14 protein-coding genes and 1 pseudogene are annotated in these 15918 nt (G+C 71.5%); 4 read left to right on the forward strand and 11 right to left on the reverse strand.

Annotation, left to right across the window (positions count from 1 at the left end):
- Positions 1-319: 319 nt before the first annotated feature.
- A complete protein-coding gene (locus HUS56_RS09480) occupies positions 320-553 on the reverse strand; it encodes a hypothetical protein (RefSeq protein WP_173923182.1) in 234 nt (77 codons plus the stop codon).
- Positions 554-728: 175 nt separating this feature from the next.
- Positions 729-2516 carry a histidine ammonia-lyase gene (hutH, locus tag HUS56_RS09485; protein WP_173923183.1) on the reverse strand — a complete coding sequence of 596 codons (1788 nt, stop codon included), beginning with the start codon at positions 2514-2516 and terminating at the stop codon, positions 729-731.
- Between the two features lie 88 nt (positions 2517-2604).
- Between hutH and HUS56_RS09490 the strand changes: the two genes are divergently transcribed.
- A complete protein-coding gene (locus tag HUS56_RS09490; protein ID WP_173923184.1) occupies positions 2605-3387 on the forward strand; it encodes an IclR family transcriptional regulator in 783 nt (260 codons plus the stop codon).
- Positions 3388-3421: 34 nt separating this feature from the next.
- Here HUS56_RS09490 and HUS56_RS17460 read toward each other — a convergent pair whose 3' ends face one another.
- On the reverse strand, positions 3422-5095 hold the full coding sequence (locus HUS56_RS17460) for a LuxR family transcriptional regulator (RefSeq protein ID WP_305792488.1): 1674 nt from the start codon (positions 5093-5095) through the stop codon (positions 3422-3424).
- A gap of 168 nt (positions 5096-5263) precedes the next feature.
- Between HUS56_RS17460 and HUS56_RS09500 the strand changes: the two genes are divergently transcribed.
- A complete protein-coding gene (locus tag HUS56_RS09500) occupies positions 5264-5701 on the forward strand; it encodes an ester cyclase (RefSeq protein WP_173923185.1) in 438 nt (145 codons plus the stop codon).
- Between the two features lie 120 nt (positions 5702-5821).
- Here the strand turns inward: HUS56_RS09500 and HUS56_RS09505 are convergent.
- Positions 5822-6130, reverse strand: a pseudogene (locus tag HUS56_RS09505) (multidrug efflux SMR transporter); the annotation flags it as partial.
- On the reverse strand, positions 6130-6450 hold the full coding sequence (locus HUS56_RS09510; RefSeq protein ID WP_173923187.1) for a multidrug efflux SMR transporter: 321 nt from the start codon (positions 6448-6450) through the stop codon (positions 6130-6132). The gene HUS56_RS09510 and the pseudogene HUS56_RS09505, both read right to left, overlap by 1 nt.
- 117 nt (positions 6451-6567) lie before the next feature.
- On the opposite strand from HUS56_RS09510, the gene HUS56_RS09515 reads away from it, so the two are divergent.
- Complete coding sequence (locus tag HUS56_RS09515; RefSeq protein WP_173923188.1) at positions 6568-7281, forward strand: DedA family protein; 714 nt, start codon at positions 6568-6570, stop codon at positions 7279-7281.
- A 289-nt stretch (positions 7282-7570) separates the two neighbouring features.
- Here the strand turns inward: HUS56_RS09515 and HUS56_RS09520 are convergent, their stop codons facing one another.
- The 6 genes from HUS56_RS09520 to HUS56_RS09545 form a co-directional block, all read right to left on the reverse strand.
- On the reverse strand, positions 7571-8938 hold the full coding sequence (locus HUS56_RS09520; RefSeq protein ID WP_173923189.1) for an acyltransferase: 1368 nt from the start codon (positions 8936-8938) through the stop codon (positions 7571-7573).
- A gap of 172 nt (positions 8939-9110) precedes the next feature.
- Positions 9111-9782: a response regulator transcription factor gene (locus HUS56_RS09525; protein WP_173923190.1), complete on the reverse strand. Its 672-nt coding sequence runs from the start codon at positions 9780-9782 to the stop codon at positions 9111-9113.
- Positions 9779-11062 (reverse strand): histidine kinase, encoded by a 1284-nt coding sequence (locus HUS56_RS09530; RefSeq protein WP_173923191.1) that lies wholly within the window; start codon positions 11060-11062, stop codon positions 9779-9781. Before HUS56_RS09530 ends, HUS56_RS09525 begins: the two co-directional genes overlap by 4 nt.
- Before the next feature lie 82 nt (positions 11063-11144).
- On the reverse strand, positions 11145-12194 hold the full coding sequence (locus HUS56_RS09535) for a YihY/virulence factor BrkB family protein (protein ID WP_173923192.1): 1050 nt from the start codon (positions 12192-12194) through the stop codon (positions 11145-11147).
- A gap of 94 nt (positions 12195-12288) precedes the next feature.
- The gene (locus HUS56_RS09540) at positions 12289-13302 is read right to left on the reverse strand and encodes an alpha/beta hydrolase (RefSeq protein WP_173923193.1); all 1014 of its coding nucleotides are present in this window, start codon (positions 13300-13302) and stop codon (positions 12289-12291) included.
- A gap of 46 nt (positions 13303-13348) precedes the next feature.
- On the reverse strand, positions 13349-13843 hold the full coding sequence (locus tag HUS56_RS09545; RefSeq protein WP_254431386.1) for a GNAT family N-acetyltransferase: 495 nt from the start codon (positions 13841-13843) through the stop codon (positions 13349-13351).
- A gap of 296 nt (positions 13844-14139) precedes the next feature.
- Here HUS56_RS09545 and HUS56_RS09550 point away from each other — a divergent pair, with 296 nt between their 5' ends.
- A complete protein-coding gene (locus HUS56_RS09550; RefSeq protein ID WP_173923194.1) occupies positions 14140-15915 on the forward strand; it encodes a DEAD/DEAH box helicase in 1776 nt (591 codons plus the stop codon).
- The last annotated feature ends 3 nt before the right edge of the window (positions 15916-15918 follow it).

Consider the following 15918-nt stretch of genomic DNA (forward strand, 5'->3'; position numbering starts at 1 on the left):
GAACCGGTCTGCACCCGGCACGGCACCGACGCCGGCGACGAGCGACACGACCTCCCCGGTCGCCGGGCCGGGCTCGAGCGGGGCCCGCAGGCGTAGGCCGCGCCCCGCGGTCATGATCTCGATCGCGCGCTCCGTGAGTACCACGGGCGCTCTTCGTCAAGCGTGTCTCGGTTCGGCGTCATCGAGTTCCGTTCGGGTGCCGGCTCTGGAGCCGATCCCCATCAGTCTGACACCCAGTGAAGAGTGGGACAACCTCCGGATCTGAGAGGATGCTCCCCATTCAGGGGCACGTCGGCATTCAGGGGCACGTCGGCGAGGATCACTCGAGTACGCCGACCGCGCGCCCCGCTCGTGCAATGACCTGACCCGACCCGACGAGCTCGGTGATCGCCTCGATCTCGGGCGTGAGGAACCGGTCTGCACCCGGCACGGCACCGACGCCGGCGACGAGCGACACGACCTCCCCGGTCGCCGGGCCGGGCTCGAGCGGGGCCCGCAGGCGTAGGCCGCGCCCCGCGGTCATGATCTCGATCGCGCGCTCCGTGAGTACCACGGGCGCTCTTCGTCAAGCGTGTCTCGGTTCGGCGTCATCGAGTTCCGTTCGGGTGCCGGCTCTGGAGCCGATCCCCATCAGTCTGACACCCAGTGAAGAGTGGGACAACCTCCGGATCTGAGAGGATGCTCCCCATTCAGGGGCACGTCGGCATTCAGGGGCACGTCGGCGAGGATCACTCGAGTACGCCGACCGCGCGCCCCGCTCGTGCAATGACCTGACCCGACCCGACGAGCTCGGTGATCGCCTCGATCTCGGGCGTGAGGAACCGGTCTGCACCCGGCACGGCACCGACGCCGGCGACGAGCGACACGACCTCCCCGGTCGCCGGGCCGGGCTCGAGCGGGGCCCGCAGGCGTAGGCCGCGCCCCGCGGTCATGATCTCGATCGCGAGCACACGGGTCAGCCCGTCGATCGCACGCCGGAGCTTCCGCGCGGCGGCCCACCCCATCGACACGTGGTCCTCCTGCATCGCCGACGACGGGATCGAGTCGACGGATGCCGGCACCGCGAGCCGCTTCAGCTCCGACACGATGCCGGCCGCGGTGTACTGCGCGATCATGAGTCCCGAATCGACGCCGACCTCGTGCGCGAGGAACGGCGGCAGCCCCTGGTTGCGTGCGCGGTCGAGGAACCGGTCGGTACGCCGCTCGCTCATCGATGCGACATCCGCCACCGCGATCGCGAGGAAGTCGAGCACGTACCCGACCGGAGCGCCGTGGAAGTTGCCGTTCGACTCGACGCGACAGTCGAGCGTCAGCACCGGGTTGTCGATCGCGCTCGCGAGCTCAGCCTCGGCGACGGATGTCGCGTGGGCGAGGGTGTCGCGAGCGGCGCCGTGCACCTGCGGGGCGCACCGAAGCGAATAGGCGTCTTGCACTCGAGTGCACTCGGGGCCCTTGTGGCTCGCCACGATCGGCGAGTCGGCGAGCAGCCGTCGCAGGTTCGATGCGGATGCCGCCTGCCCGCGCTGCGGTCGCAGGGCGTGCAGGTCCTCCGCGAAGACCGCGTCGGTACCCATGAGCCCCTCCACGCTCATCGCCGCGGCGACGTCGGCGGTGGTGAGGAGGACGCGGAGGTCGTCGATCGCGAGGGCGAGCATGCCGAGCATGCCGTCGGTGCCGTTGATGAGGGCGAGACCCTCCTTCTCGCCGAGGCGCAACGGCGTGATGCCGGCGTCGGCGAGCGCATCGGCGGCGGGCACGACCGGTGGTCGAGTAGCCCCCGCAGGAGGTGTATCGAGACCCGCGGCCTCGGTCTCGATACGCGACGGCCCCGCCTGCGCTACTCGACCGGCGGGGGCGGCGTGCACGACCGGTGGTCGAGTTGCCGCCGCAGGAGGCGTATCGAGACCCGCGGCCTCGGTCTCGATACGCGACGGCTCCGCCGGCGCTACTCGACCGACGGGGGCGACGCGGACCTCGCCCTCGCCCATCGCCGCGAGCGCGCAGTGCGCGAGCGGCGCGAGGTCGCCCGAGCACCCGAGCGACCCGTACTCCCGTACGACGGGCGTGATGCCGGCGTTGAGGATCGCGGCATAGGTCTCCGCCGTCTCGCGGCGCACGCCCGTGCGGCCCGTCATCAAGGTCGAGAGGCGCAGGAGCATGAGCGCGCGCACGACCTCGCGCTCCACCTCGGAGCCCGAGCCGGCGGCGTGCGAGCGCACGAGGCTCGCCTGCAACTGGGCGCGTCGGTCCTCGGCGATGAACGTGGTCGCGAGCGCGCCGAAGCCGGTCGAGATGCCGTAGTGCGGCTCGGGGTCGGCGGCGAGGCCCTCGATGATCTCCCGACTGGCCGCGACGCCGTCGAGGGCGGTCGGATCGAGGGCGACGGATGCCCCGTGGCGAGCGACGGCCACGACCTCGTCGATCGCGAGCGCGCCGGTTCCGACGGTGACGGAGGCGGTGCGCCCGGCCCCGGGGACGCCGAAGGTCGATGGGTGGGCGTGCGCGATGGAGCTCATGCCTTCGATTCCACACCGGCCTCGCGCGCGCGGGAACGCCGCAGCTGCGGCATCCGTCCGGGATCCCAGACCGGCGTAGGCTGGCGGCGTGAGCCAGCCCTCGAAGGTCCCCGCGGCCGACCAGACCCTGGCGATCCTCGCGCACCTGGCGGCACAGCGCGGGCCCGTCCCGGCCGCGACGATCGCGCAGGCGCTCGCGTTGCCCCGGTCGACGGTCTACCACCTGCTCGCCGTGATGCAGGAACGCGGATTCGTCGTGCATCTGCCCGAGGAGCGCAGGTATGGACTCGGCGTGGCCGCGTTCGAGCTGTCGAGCGGGTTCAGCCGGCAGCAGCCCCTGTCGCGACTCGGTCGCCCACTCGTCGCGGCACTCGTCGACCTGCTCGGCGAGTCGGGGCACCTCGCCGTGCTGCACGGACGCGATGTGCTCTACCTCGTCGAGGAGCGTGCGCCTCGCCGTCCGTCGCTCGTGACCGATGTGGGCGTGCGCCTCCCCGCCTACCTGACGGCGACCGGGCGCGCGATGCTCGCGGCGCTGCCGGCGGCCCAGTTGCGCGCGCTCTATCCCGATCGGGCGGCCTTCGAGTCGCGGCATCCGTCGACCGCGGCCGACCCCGGGGAGTGGACGTACGGGCGCCTGAAGCGCGTGCTCGTCGAGGTGCGTGCTTGCGGCTGGGCCGACGAGGACGGCGAGGTCACGCCGGGCCTGGCATCGGTCGGCGCGGCGGTACTCGATCACGTCGGATGGCCGGCTGCGGCGATCGCGGTGACCTTCCCCGACGATGCGCCGGCCGAACTGCGCGACCGGGCGTCGAGTGGTGTTCAGGATGCCGCGGCAACGCTGACGCGGCGCATCCTCGGAACGCGGTGACCATCGGTCCTCGGATCGGATCCCGACCCGTCGGTCACGTCGGTCCGCCGGAGCGCGCTCGGTTCGCGTACCCGATCGCCTGCGCTCGATTGCGCACTCCGAGCTTCGACAGCAGGTTGCTCACGTGATGCGCTGCGGTCTTGGGCGAGATGTGGAGGCGCCCGGCGATCTCGGGATTCGTCAGGCCCTCGGCCAGGAGTCCGAGCACCTCCTCCTCGCGACGCGTGAGCTGTGCGGGTGAGCGTGGCACGTAGCGGCCTCGTACTCCCCACGCACGGAGCTGTTCGGCGGTCCGGTCCGCGTCGCGGGTGGCGCCGAGTCGATCGAACGCACCGAGAGCGGTCCGCGCCTCCGTCGCGGCCAACTGGTGGAACTCGGGCGCAAGTGCTCGAGCAAGCTCCAGCCGAACGCGCGCGGTCTCCAGCGGAAGGTCCATGGCAGCGAACAGGTCGAGCGATCGCTCGAAGCATCGCACCGCATCCGATGCGTCAGTGGCGAGGCGTCCCCGGGCCAGTGCGGCGTGCGCCGCATCGATGCCGTGAGCGTTTGCGAGAGCTCGCTCGTCGAGTAGGGCGGCCGTCGAGGCGGCGCCCTCACGGTCGTCGAGGGCGATCAGCGCCTCCACCTTGATTCCGAGCGCGGTGGCCGCTTCGATCGACCCCGCGGGCCCGCCGACGTGCAGGGGCGTGATCGCGACCGCTCGTTCCGCGTCGAACCAACGATCGACCAGGGCGGCGGCGGTGGTCGGTTCGCCGGACTGCAGGGCGAGTTCCGCGGCCGCCACGGCCGTCTGGATGGGCGTCCCCGCCTCCTCGATGAGGGCCGAGGCCTCGGCGGAGCGGCCCTGTCGCGTGCGGAGCTCGGCGAGACCGGCGATCACCCGACCGTGGATCCCGGGGAACGTGCCACGAGCGACGGTCTCCGCCCGGCTGAGCTCGACCTCGGCCTCGGCCCACCTGCCGGACAGCATCAGCACCCTGCCGTGCGCGACCCGGCATTGGGCGAAGAGGTAGGGGCAGCCTCGATCGAGCATGACCTCGTCTGCGGCATCCGACCAAGTACGAGCACGCTCGAGGTCGCCGATCATGTCGCAGAGCGTCATCATCGAGCAGGTCGACATGACGACGGTGAAGAAGTCGCCCGGTTCACCCGCGATCACGCCCGCCATTGCTTCGTCGACGTCGGTCAGACCGGCGGCGGTGTCGCCGAGCTTGACCCGCGCGACGCCCCGCTCGGCGAGCGCGCACAGCTCCAGGTCCCGGTCGCCGAGCCCCCGGGCGACGCCGATGACCCGTTCCAGGAGCTCGTGACTGCGCGCCGTGTCGGTTGACAGGATCGCGCTCTCGTACTCGAGCCACGCCAGCGGGATCGCGTCATCGCTTCCGGCGAGCACGCTGCGGGCACGCGCATGCCAACCTTGCGCGGCGACGAGGTTTCCGACCGCCATGCCGTAGGTGAGGCACAGCCAGATCGCCGACTCCGCCGCGGCGTCCCGGTCGCCCGCGCGGAGGCTCACGGCATACGCCCGTTCACGGTGCCGCACCGCGGCTCTCACGTCGCCGAGGAAGAAGAGGGCATCCCCGAGGCCGGCGAGCGCGTCGGCGGAACCCGTCTGCGTGAGCGCCCCTTCGAAGGCCGCGCGGGCCGACTCCCAGTCGCCCGCCGTCATGGCGGCCATGCCCCGCTCGAGCGGCGACTGCGCAGTCACCTCTTCATTGTCGCAGTGCTGTTTCCGCGACGGGAAACGAGACGAACCGGCGACGAACAAGAGACCAACCGGGCAGGAAGATGGGTCACCTGGCCGATCCGTGGTGGCACGTTCGGTGGGCATCATGCTCGTGGGGGCGGACATCTCGCCCCGAAGGAGGACAGCATCATGAACGCACGAGAGATCTACGCCAGCGCCGTCGACGCATTCAACCGTGGCGACACGGCCTCATTCGCCGCGCTGTACGCCGAGAATGCGATCGTGCACGATCCGCAGTACCCGAAGCCGCTCAGCGGCCGGGCCGCGGTCGAACAGGATGTCGCGGACGTCCTCCGTGCCATGCCCGACGCACGCTTCACGCTCGGCGAGGTCATGCAGGATGGAGGAACGGTCGCCGTCGAGTACGGGTTGAGCGGGACCCACCTCGGTCCCCTCTCGTTGCCCGACGGGGAGGTCGCGCCGACAGGTCGAACGCTTGACATTCCGGGCGCCGTGTTCTCAACGCTGGACGACGATGGACTTGTCATCGACGAGCGACGCTACTACGACGTCGCGAGCATGATCGCGCAGCTCGGGCTCATCGATGCCGAACATGCCACGACCTGATGTCGACGGGCGCTGACGCCTCGACCGATGCCGACGCCGCCGGGCACTTCAGGCGCCCGGCGGCTCGTCGGGCACCGGCAGGTCGTGGTGGGCCTCTGCGGCGTGTTCCTCACGAGAATGCACGAGCTTCAGCCCGATGACGCAGCCGACGATGCCCGCGAGGAAGAGCAGCTTGAGCACGCTCGCGGACTCGCCGCCGAAGACGGTCGAGTATACGACCGTGAGCGCCGCGCCGAGCCCGGTCCAGACGGCGTATGCCGTGCCCACCGGGATGCCGCGCATCGCGTAGGCGAGGCCGACCATGCTGGCGACTCCCGCGACGAGGAAGACGACCGTCGGCCAGAAGACGGTGAACCCGTCGGACAGGCCGAGGGCGACGGCCCACACGGCCTCGAGCACGCCGCTCAGGATCAGGACGGGCCAGTGCATCACGCCTCCCCGAGGATTCGGAGGCCGATCACGCAGCCGACGATGCCGAGGAGCAGCAGCACCTTCACCACGCTCGCCCGCTCCCCGCCGAAGATCATCGCGTACGCGACGGTCAGCACCGCGCCGATGCCGACCCAGACGGCGTAGGCGGTGCCCACCGGTATGGACGTCATCGCGATGGCGAGTCCGCCCATGCTGAGCACCAGCGCGACGACGAAGATCACGGTCGGCCGGAGCCTGCGGAAGCCCTTCGAGGCACCGAGTGCGGTCGCCCAGACCGCCTCGAGCACACCCGAGGCGATGAGGATGATCCAGTCCATGCGGCCTCCGCCAGCCACGCTACCGGCGTCAGGACTCAGGGTTCGTCCACCTGAGGTTCGTAGGGTTGCCCGGTCAGCGCTGCCGCCGCCGCACGTCCCGACCGGAAAGACGACCGCATGACACTCCTCGCCGCCACGGCCGACCACGGGTTCACCGGACTCACCGGCTTCGCCGCCGATATCCTGACCGCCCTCGGCGAGTTCGGTGTCGGCGTCCTCGTCTTCATCGAGGTGCTCGTGCCGCCGATCCCGAGCGAGGTGATCCTCCCGTTCGCCGGCTACCTCAGCCAGGCGGGCGAGCTCGAGCTCGGGTGGCTCATCGCCTGGAGCACGGTCGCCTCGCTCGCCGGCGCGCTCGTGCTGTACTGGCTCGGTGCGGCCGTCGGCATGCGCCGCGCCGTGGACCTCATCGTGCGCACGCGGCTCGTCAGCCGCACCGACCTCGAACGAGGTGCCGAGTGGTTCACGCGGCACGGAGCGTGGTCGGTGCTCGTCGGGCGTGTCATCCCCGGCGTGCGAAGCCTCATCTCCATCCCCGCGGGCGCCGCCCGCATGAGCCTGCCGCGGTTCTGCCTCTACACCGTGCTCGGCAGCGGCGTCTGGAACACGTTCCTCATCGGCGTCGGCGCCGCGCTCGGCACCCAGCACGAGTTGCTCGACCAGTACCTCGGATACGTCGACCTCGTCGTCTACGCCGCGATCGCGCTCGGACTCGCGACGCTCGTCGTGCGCCGTTACCTCGAGCACCGTCGTGCCCGGGCTGACACCGACGAAACGGCTCGTGCGTCGGTCGAGGCGGCTGCCGTCGCGGAGGTCGACCGCACCCGCTGAGCGTGGGAGCTCGGGTGACCGCCACCTCTCACGGCGCGAGCGGCGGAGGTGGGCGCCTGCACGATCGCTTCGTCGTGGGAGCCGCCGGTGGGGCGCCTGGACGATCGCTTCGTACCGGCGAGGGCCGGCGCTTCGCGCTGGTGGGGACGTGTGGACGACCTCTTCACCGCTGCGAAGGCCGGCACCTCGGCACTCCGGCACTCCGGCCCCGCGATCGGCGGACGAACGGCATGTTCGGAACGGAACCGGCGCCCCGATCCGAATGGACACGGTTCGGCCGGTTCGATGCTCAGGGCGCGAGACGGAGCGCGGCCGCGACACGGCCGCCCGCGACGAGGCGCGCGCTGCCGACCAGCGCGACCGTGAGCAGGGCGAGCGCGACGATCGCGGACACCGGGCCGAAGCCGGTCAGAAGCAGCACCGCCACGCCGGCGACGCCCGAGACGGCATCCACGGCGGTCCACACGGTAGCCAGCCGGGTGGTCGACGCGACGGTTGCCGCGGGCAGCCCGCCCTGAATCCCGGCCGGCGTCTGCCGCCGCGCCCGCTCGAACCGCGCGAACACGAGCACGACCGGCACGCCGGCGGCGGCGGCGACACCGAGCCACAGCGGACGCGTCGCCCACCACTCGAAGCTGAGGGGCTCGGGGAGGGGCAGCCCGACGCTCGCGTTCGCGACGAGGCTCAGGCCTGCGAGTCCGACGAGCACGGGCATGTGCCACAGGTACACGGTCATGGCGCGCTCGCCGAGCGCGGAGATCAGCCGCGAGGCATCCGCTCGCTCGACCCATGCACGGATGTGCGGGCGTGCCAGCTGGAACAGCGCGAGCTGCGCGACGCCGAGCAGCACCAGGGCCACGGTGGGCGGGTTGAGGTTCTCGAACATGTCGGGGGAGTACGGCCCGGTGGCGACGAGGGTGGCCAGCACCGCCAGCGCGCCACCCGCCATGCCCCAAAGCGCGCCGCGGTGGAAGCGGTCGAGCGTGCCGTCGGCCAGGTGGAAGCCCAGCTGCTGCACGAGCAGCCACACGAGGATGAGGTTCAGGAAGCCGATCGGCTCGACACCGGTCGCGATGCGCGTGACGTCGACGGCCACGACCGCGCCGAGCAGCACTGCCGGCGTCGCCATCGGGGCGCGCTCGTGGGCGCGCATCATCACGGGCACGAGCGCCGAGATCGCGACGTAGACGCCAAGGAACCACAGCGGCTGACCGATGCGGAAGCCCGCGGTCGCGACCAGCTCAGCCGGCAGGCCGACGAGCGATAGCACCACGAGTCCGCCGGCGACGACGACCACGAGTGCGATCGCCGGTCGCACGAGCCGTTCGAGGCGCGCGCGCACGTAGTCCGAAGCGGTCGCGCCGCGCGAGCGCATCGAACGCCAGTGGTGGAAGCTCGAGAATCCGCCGGCGATGAAGAACAGCGGCATGATCTGCACGACCCAGCTGACGGGGCCGAACCAGTCCTGCTCCTCGAGCGCGTTCTCGAGGACCGGGCCGGCGGCGCCCATGCTGACGCCGCACATCATGGCGTGCAGTGCGAACACCACGACGAGGAGCACGATTCGGATGGCGTCGACGCTCGTGTCGCGAGCGACTCCGGTGCGAGGCCGAGCGGATGCCGCGGCCGGGCGTTCGAGCTGATGTGTTGTAGCCATGCCCGCACAGTACGAACGGGCTTCGCGCCGTCACATCACCCCGCGGAGCCGTTCTCGACCCCTACTGCGGTACGGGGGATCTGCAGGTCGAGGAGAGCGCGAAGCGCTCGTCTCGAAACCGCACGGCGAGCACGGGTTTCGAGACGCCGCTCCGCGGCTCCTCAACCCGCATTCAGGAGCCGGGCTGCACGAGGCCCGTGTCGTACGCGAGCACCACGGCGTGCACGCGGTCGCGCAGGCCGAGCTTCTGCAGGATCTTCGACACGTGGGTCTTCACGGTCTGCTCGGCGATGAACAGCTCGGCCGCGATCTCGGAGTTCGACAGGCCCCGGCCGATTAGGGTGAGCACCTCGCGCTCCCGCTCGGTGAGGTCGGCGAGCCGATTCGTCTGCGGCTTCGGCGGGCGAGCAGAGCGGGCGAAGTCCTCGATGAGGCGCCGGGTGACGCTCGGCGCGAGCAGGGCGTCACCGCCGGCGACCACGCGCACGGCCGCGACGAGTTCCTCTGGCGTCGCGTCCTTCAGGAGGAAACCGCTCGCGCCGGCGCGCAATGCCTCGTAGACGTACTCGTCGATGTCGAACGTCGTGAGCATGAGCACCCGCGGCACGTAGTCCGAGCTGCGCGGCGGGGTCTGCAGGGCACGGGTCGCCTCGATGCCGTTCCGGTGCGGCATCCGCACGTCCATGATGACCACGTCAGGCCGCAGTTCGTGCGCCAGCGTCACCGCCTCGACGCCGTCGGAGGCCTGCCCCACGACCTCGATCCCCGGCTGCGCGGCGAGCACGGCGGCGAATCCGGCGCGCACCATCGCCTGGTCGTCGGCGATGAGCACCGAGATCGTCACACCGTTCCTCCGTCGGTCGCGAGCGGAAGGGTCGCGAGAACACGGTAGCCCCCACCGGGGACGGCTCCGTACTCGGCGCGCCCACCGAGCAGGGCCGCGCGCTCGCCGATGCCCACGAGACCGTGGCCGCCGCCCTTGGCCTCGGGCCCCGCGGCATCCGCCGCCGGCTCGTTCTCGACCGAGACGACCAGGTCACCGGCGAGCACCTCGACCGACACCCGGGTCGGCGCTCCAGGCGCATGGCGCACGACGTTGCTCAGCGCCTCCTGCACGATGCGGTACGCGGACGTGGCCGCGAGGCCCGACTCGGGCAGGTGGGCGCCCAGCTCGAGCGTCACCGGCACCCCCGCTCGTTCGACGGATGCGGCGAGCGCGGGCAGCTCGTCGAGCCCGGGTTGCGGCGCCGTCTCGGCCGCGGCATCCGTGCTGCGGAGCACGCCGAGCAGTTGGCGCATCTCGGTCATCGCGGAACGAGCGGATGCCGCGATCTCGGCGAACTCGGCCCTGGCGCCGTCGTTCAGGCCCTCGACCCGGTACGGCGCGCTCGTGGCCTGCACGTGGATGATCGAGAGTCCGTGCGCGACGACGTCGTGGAGTTCGCGCGCGATGCGGTTGCGCTCCTCGACGAGCACGCGGCGCTGCTGCTCCGACGCCGAGTGCGCGCGTTCGCGGAACAGCTCGGCGCCGATCTGGCGGCGCTGGGTGATGAGCAGCGCGATCGGCACGGCGATGACGGTGACCGCGGCGGCCGTGATCTGGTTCGCGGTGGCACCGAGGTCGACGAACGCGAACGGCGTCGTGACGATGACGCCGGCGAGCCACACCCCGAGCAATCCGACCCACGTCATCCGCATGAGGCCCAACACGATGAGCAGGGCGAACTCCGCGATGATCGTCGTGACCGGCCACGGCCATGGCGCGCCCTCCGACCCTGCGGACAGCAGCGCGAATGCGAGGATGCCGGCGGTCGCGAGCCCGGCGGCGACCCACGGGAATCGAATGGCGAGCGGCACCGCGCCGGCGATCGCCAGCCCGGTCGCGAACGCCGCGAGCAGGTGCACGTCGTACAGCGTCGCCGCGATCGGTACCGCGACCGAGAACAGGAGTACGGCGAAGACGGCGGTGCCGACCCACATCCACGCGCGGAAGCTCCGCTCGTCCGCGAGCGCCATGCCGAGGCGCGGGCCGCCGGTGACGCCGCGAACGGTCGCCGGGTGGGCGGTCGCGGTGGGCGGCGCCGGTGGGATCGGCGGTTCGGTCGGATGCCGGGAGTCGTCCATAGTGGCAGCAGCCTGTCACGCGCCTCGGCGCCCGGCATCCCTCCGCGGAGCGATTCCGCGATGGTACCGGCGTAGGGGGCGATCAGCGCGACGGCTCGTCGGCGGGCTCCGCGGCCGCGTCGAACGAGGCGATGCCGTCGACGGCGCTCGGCTCGCGCATGGCGGCCGATGCCCGGTAGTCGCGGGCACGCTGTTCGAGGTTCTTCGCGATCAGCCGGTCGTCGCGAAGCGGCAGGTGCACCCGCTCTTCGGCGGGCACACCCGCCCGCAGCTGGCGGGCCCGCTCGACCTCGGTGTCGAGCACGGCGCCGAAGAGCATGGCGAGGTTCGACAGCCAGATCCAGAGCAGGAAGGCGATGACGCCGCCGACGACGCCGTAGGTGCGCTGGTACTGCCCGATTCCGAACACGTACGCGCCGAAGAGGGTGGTCGTGCCGACCCAGACGAGGAGCGCCCCCACGGCGCCGACGCTGAACCAGCGGAAGTGGCGACGCTTGACGTTCGGCGCCGACCAGTACAGCAGCGCGATGACGAAGATCCCGATGGCCGCGATGACGGGCAGCTTCAGCAGGTCCCACCAGAACACGACGCCCTCGTCGAGGCCGAGCACCCGGGCGAGCGATTCCGCCACCGGCCCGGTGATGATGAGGCCGAGCGCGGCGAGCGTCCCGGCCACGACGAGCACCGCCGACACTCCGATCATCGCGGGCCGCATCTCCCAGAAGGGTCGGCCCTCCTCGACGTCGTAGATGCGGTTCAGGCCGCGACCGAGGGTGCCGAGGTAGCCCGACGTCGCCCAGAGCACGCCGACGAGGCCCGTGATGAACGCCAGCTCGGCGCTCGAGGCGTTCACGAGCTGCTCGAGCGGCTCGCGAAGCGCGGCGGACACGGACTCCCCGCCGAGGTCGTCGATCACGTGCAGCACGTTCTGCGCACCGGCCTCGGCGCTGCCGAAGATGCCGACCGCCGCGAGCGTCGCCAGCAGCGCCGGGAAGAACGCGAGGACCACGTAGTACGTCAGCGTGCCGGCGATGTCGTACGCCTGGTGGATGCGGAACTCATGCCAGGTTCTCGTGAGGATGACGCGCCAGTCGTCACCCGAGAGCTGGACGGGTGAGTCGTGGTCGGCCATCGTCGCCTCCGGGTCGCTGGGGTGTTGCGAGCATACGTCCGCCGCGCCACGGCTGGGCAGGGGTTGCGGCCCCGCCGGCCTCTGGAGGCGGCGATCAGCCGAGGTGCGCGCGCAGGAACGCCGCGACGCGGGCGCGCAGCGCCTCGTCGAGGATGCCGATGGAGTGCAGGTCGCCCGGCACGACGGCGAGCTCTACGGGCACGCCTGCCGCGGCGAGGGCGGTCGCGAACCGCGTCGACTGGCCGAGCGGAACGACCTCCTGCTCGGCGTGGCCGATGAAGACGGGCGGGTCGGTCGGATCCAGGCGGCTCGTCGGCGAGGCATCCGAGGACTGCGGACACGCCTCGAGAGCCGCACCTGGCTCGCAGTCGAGGTAGTCGGCGACGATTCCGTGCAGCCAGGTCGAGGCGCCGTCGGCCGCGAGCTCGACCGCGGTGAGTCCCACAGGGCCCGAGAGCTCGGCGACGGCGGCGACGCGCGATCCCGAGTCGAGGGCGCCCTCGCCCGTCGCGCCGAGCAGGGCGGCGAGGTTGCCGCCGGCCGATCCACCGAACGCGCCGATGCGTGCCGGATCGAGGCCGAAGCGCTCCACCTGCTCTGGCGCGCGCAGCCACTCCACGGCAAGGGCGACGTCGTCGAGCGCGGCCGGGAAGCGAACGTCGGGCACGAGCCGGTAGTTGACGGATGCCGCGACGAACCCCTCGCTCGCGAGCCACAGGCAGACGTTGCGCCAGTCGGCGTTCGCCTTGTCGCCGCGCGCCCAGCTGCCGCCGTGGATCGCGACGACGGCGGGCCGGGCCCCCCATTCGACGTCGGCGGCCGGCGTGCAGATGTCGAGCGTGAGTAGGGTGCCGTCCTCGCGGGTGCCGTACTCGAGGTCGGCATGCACCTCGAGGCCGGACGGTGGCGTGAAGGTACGGATGCCGACGGTCGCGGCGGTCGAGACCTCGCTCGCGGCATCCGGACCCGTCGGGTCGATCTCGCGCAGCTGCGTGTGGAACCCCGAGAGCGCGCTCACGCCGACGACGGCCGCGAGGGCGGCCAGCGCGGCCAGGGCGATCCGCCTGGCGCGGATGCCGGAGCCGCCTGTGATTCGGGTCGATGTCACACCGGGCTCCGGGTCAGGGGTCGAGCGATGCTAACCCGGTGGCGTGCTACCGCAAAGTCTTGGCGAAGCAGACCGAGTGCGGCTCGCCGACGTACTGCCCGAACTGCGGGATCTCGCGGTATCCGTGCGAGGTGTAGAGGGCCTGCGCCGCGTGATGCAGGTCCCCGGTCTCGAGCACGACCTCGCGGATGCCGCGAGCCACCGCATCGGCCTCGATCCGGGCCAGCAGGGCGGCCGCGACGCCGCGCCCGCGCACGTCGGGGTCGACGAACATGCGCTTGAGCTCGCCTCGTTCGGGTGCGCCATCCGGCCCCATCCCGACGTCTGCGACGAGGGCGGCGATGCCGACTGCGCGATGGCCGTCGCGAGCGACGTAGAAGGCGACCTCGGGGCGTTCGAGCGTGGCGACGTCGAGCAGGAAGTTGCTCTCGGGCGGGTAGAGGCTCTGCGCATACGCGCTGCTGCCGTCGAGGAGGCGTTCGATCTCGGGCTGTCGCGGCGACTCGACTGTGATGGCGATGGGCGGGTGCTGGCGTTCCACCCCGCGAGCGTATGCGCAGCGCGTTACCTGCGTGTTACGGCATCGCGCGCGGATGCGTCGTGCGGCACATTCCCAGCCGGCCTCCGGTAGCGTTGCGGAGTCGGTTCTGGACACCGCGCCGTGGTGCGGATGGGTTTGTGAGTCTGAAGGGCCGGTTCCGAGCGCGTCCTGCGTTCGGAGAATCACCGTATGTGAACGGCCCCGGTCGACGTTTTCCGGGTTCTCAGTCCTGCTGGCGCTTCTCGCGTTTCCGGCGGGCCTGCCATGTACTCGAGTACAACCCAGGAAGCACCACCATGCCCAAGAACACCAAGCGCCAGGGCGGACGACCGGCCAAGGACTTCGATCCGTCGTATGCGAAGGGCGGCCGCAAGGGCGGCCCAGCCGCGCGTCACGGCTCGACCTCGTCGACCAGGAAGCCCGGCTCGCGCAGCCCCGGCCACCGCGGGTACCGGTCCGAGCAGACCGACGCTCCGCGCAAGGAGCGCTGGTCGCGCGACGAGCGAATCGCCGCCGGCCGCACCCCGCACCGCGCCGATCGGGACGGCACCCGCGACTACTCCGCTGGTCGAGGAGCGCCGCGGAGCGACGCGTCTCGAGACCGCGACCGTGCCCACTTCGCTGGTCGAGGAGCGCCGCGGAGCGACGCGTCTCGAGACCGCGACCGTGCCCACTTCGCTGGTCGAGGAGCGCCGCGGAGCGACGCGTCTCGAGACCGCGACCGGTCGCCGCATCGCGGCTTCGATCGCCCCGGATTCCGCGACTCCGGCCGTCGCCCCTCCAGCTTCTTCCCCGCGAATGACCGCGGTCGCCGCCCCACGCCGGCCGACGATGTCGTGCTCGACCGCCTCGAGGCCCAGGCCATCGAGGCCGCGGCGGTGGAGGGCGTGAGCTTCGCCGACCTCGGGCTCGGGACCAACATCGTGCGCGCGCTCGCCGAGCTCGGGGCGGAGCATCCGTTCCCCATCCAGGCGGCGACGATCCCGGTCGTGCTCGAGGGCCGCGACGTCCTCGGCCGCGGCAGGACGGGCTCGGGCAAGACCATCGCCTTCGGCGCACCCCTCGTCGAACGACTGATGAACCTCTGGACCGAGGGTTCGGGCGGCAAGCGCGTGAAGCGCCAGATCGGGCGCAAGCCCCGCGCACTGATCCTCGCGCCGACTCGCGAGCTCGCACTGCAGATCGACCGCACGGTGCAGCCGATCGCGCAGAGCGTCGGCCTCTTCACCACGCAGATCTACGGCGGCGTCCCGCAGGGACGACAGGTCGGCGCGCTGCAGCGCGGTGTCGACATCGTGATCGGCACCCCCGGCCGCATCGAGGATCTCATCGAACAGCGCCGGCTCGACCTCAGCGAGGTCGAGATCACGGTGCTCGACGAGGCCGACCACATGTGCGACCTCGGGTTCCTCGAGCCCGTGCAGCGGATCATCCGTCGCACCGCCGAGGGCGGCCAGAAGCTCCTGTTCTCTGCCACCCTCGACACCGGCGTGGCCGCGCTCGTCGACGAGTTCCTCGTCGACCCGTCGGTGCACGAGGTCGCGGGTGAGGACCAGGCGTCGTCGTCGATCGAGCACCGTGTGTTCGTGATCGGCAACCACGAGAAGCGCGACATCGTGGCCGAGCTCGCGAACCGCGAGGGCCGGACCCTCGTGTTCTCGCGCACCCGCGCGTTCGCCGAGGATCTCACCGAGCACCTCGAGGACCATGGCATCCGTGCGGTCGCGTTGCACGGCGACCTCAACCAGTCGCGTCGCACCCGCAACCTGCAGCAGTTGACGTCGGGTCGGGTGAACGTGCTCGTGGCCACGGATGTCGCAGCCCGCGGCATCCACGTCGACGACATCGATCTCGTGATCCAGGCCGACGCGCCCGACGAGTACAAGACGTACCTGCATCGCGCCGGCCGCACGGGTCGCGCCGGCAACGCGGGGCGCGTCGTGACGCTCATCCCGCGGGGCCGCCAGCGACGCATGAGCGAGCTGCTCGACCGTGCGGAGATCGACGTCGACTTCGTCGACGTCCGCCTCGGCGACGACCTGCACGCAGAACTCGCCGGCGCGGCTCGCTGACGC

The sequence above is a fragment of the Agromyces sp. Marseille-P2726 genome (assembly GCF_902809835.1).
Lineage (GTDB): Bacteria > Actinomycetota > Actinomycetes > Actinomycetales > Microbacteriaceae > Agromyces.